Source organism: Gardnerella sp. c10Ua_31 (assembly GCF_055700915.1).
Map to the genome: position 1 here is coordinate 1 of NZ_JANUYG010000006.1, position 554 is coordinate 554.

Annotated in this window: 1 protein-coding gene; it reads right to left on the reverse strand. The window is 35.7% G+C overall.

Annotation, left to right across the window (positions count from 1 at the left end; all coding sequences use genetic code 11):
• Window positions 1-175: 175 nt before the first annotated feature.
• Window positions 176-523, reverse strand: a complete 348-nt coding sequence (locus NYP55_RS06675; RefSeq protein ID WP_050543393.1) for a hypothetical protein — start codon at window positions 521-523, stop codon at window positions 176-178.
• Window positions 524-554: the final 31 nt, after the last annotated feature.

Consider the following 554-nt stretch of genomic DNA (forward strand, 5'->3'; position numbering starts at 1 on the left):
AGACATGATATCCATTCTACTAACACCATACCCATGCGATATCAGCTTGTTGGCTGTAAGCCGTGATGTTCTAATAATGGGCGTAAATTTCAAGTTCAACTTAAAAATTACGCCCAAAATGGTCAACTTGCACTTTTGCGCGTAAAAGACGCACGGCAAAAAATTGCTTCACGCACTAAATATCTTGCCCTTTATGACTTGATGACATGTATTTCACGCACCGCGCTTTCCAATCATTTTCACTAACGCAAGCAAACGCATCCGTCACAGCCTGCAAACCTAAACTTTCAACATATTTACAAGCAATACTAAAACTATTATCAATGCTGATCTCTTCATTTACTAGCAAACTATACTTCTCATAAACAGAAGGAACAGCAGAGCCAATATCATCAAATAAAAAAGGATTCATATCACTTAAAAATGAAGTCAATTCTTCACTTTTATTTTCTTTCCAATAATGATTTAACGCGTAATAAATCATAGAAAACAATTCAAACTTATTCACAACTATTCCTCCCACGGATCATTATTTAATCCTGTCCTATCATGCC